The following is a 666-nucleotide window of genomic DNA, read 5'->3' as shown; positions in this document are numbered from 1 at the left end:
GTCGGTGTCCTCCTGGGCGGGTCGGCGCCGACCCGCCCAGGAGGACGGGGACCCGCCGCACCCCGGGCCCGCCCGCGCACCACTTAGCGGCCCTCACGCGGAGCCGCCGCGCAGCCGCGCCGCCGCGACCTCGGCCGCCGCCCGCAGCTCCGGCGGGCCCACCACCGTGAACGGCGCGTCGAAGCGCAGCGCTGCGGCGAGCACCCCCGCCCACGACCACGAGCCGATCGTGAGGCGGCTGCGGTGCTCGCCCCGCGCCTCCAGCAGGCCGTCCGCGACCCAGGGGGCGACCTCGCGGGGCGGCAGCTCGAGGTCGACGGCGCCCTCGCAGGGCCAGCGGTCGGCGTCGGCCGAGCCCTTGGCGCGCGCGGCGACGACCGCGGCCGCGTCGGGGCCCGGCAGCGGTCTGCGGGCGAAGGGGGCGCCTCCCGGGCTCCGGGGGTGCACGCGGTCGAGGCGGAAGACGCGCCAGTCGTGGCGGTCGAGGTCCCAGGCGAGCAGGTACCAGCGCCCGCCGCGCAGCACGACGCCGTGCGGCTCGACCCGGCGGGGCAGGGCGGGCAGGTCAGCGGCTGACTGGCCGGCCATCGTGCCGGGCGTCTCGGTGCCCGGCGCGGGATCGGCCCCGGGCACCGCGACCCGGTCGTAGCGGAACCGCAGCACCCG

At 80.8% G+C, this 666-nt stretch carries 1 protein-coding gene; it reads right to left on the bottom strand.

Annotated features, from left to right (window positions below; genetic code table 11):
- Nucleotides 1-93 precede the first annotated feature (93 nt).
- Nucleotides 94-666: YafY family protein (locus tag ASF82_RS13015; protein WP_162240276.1), on the bottom strand; the 573-nt coding region annotated here is incomplete at its 5' end.

This window comes from Frigoribacterium sp. Leaf164 (genome assembly GCF_001423665.1).
GTDB lineage: Bacteria > Actinomycetota > Actinomycetes > Actinomycetales > Microbacteriaceae > Frigoribacterium > Frigoribacterium endophyticum.
The sequence above is the reverse complement of the archived record's forward strand: the minus strand, read 5'-3'. Positions and strand labels throughout refer to the sequence as shown.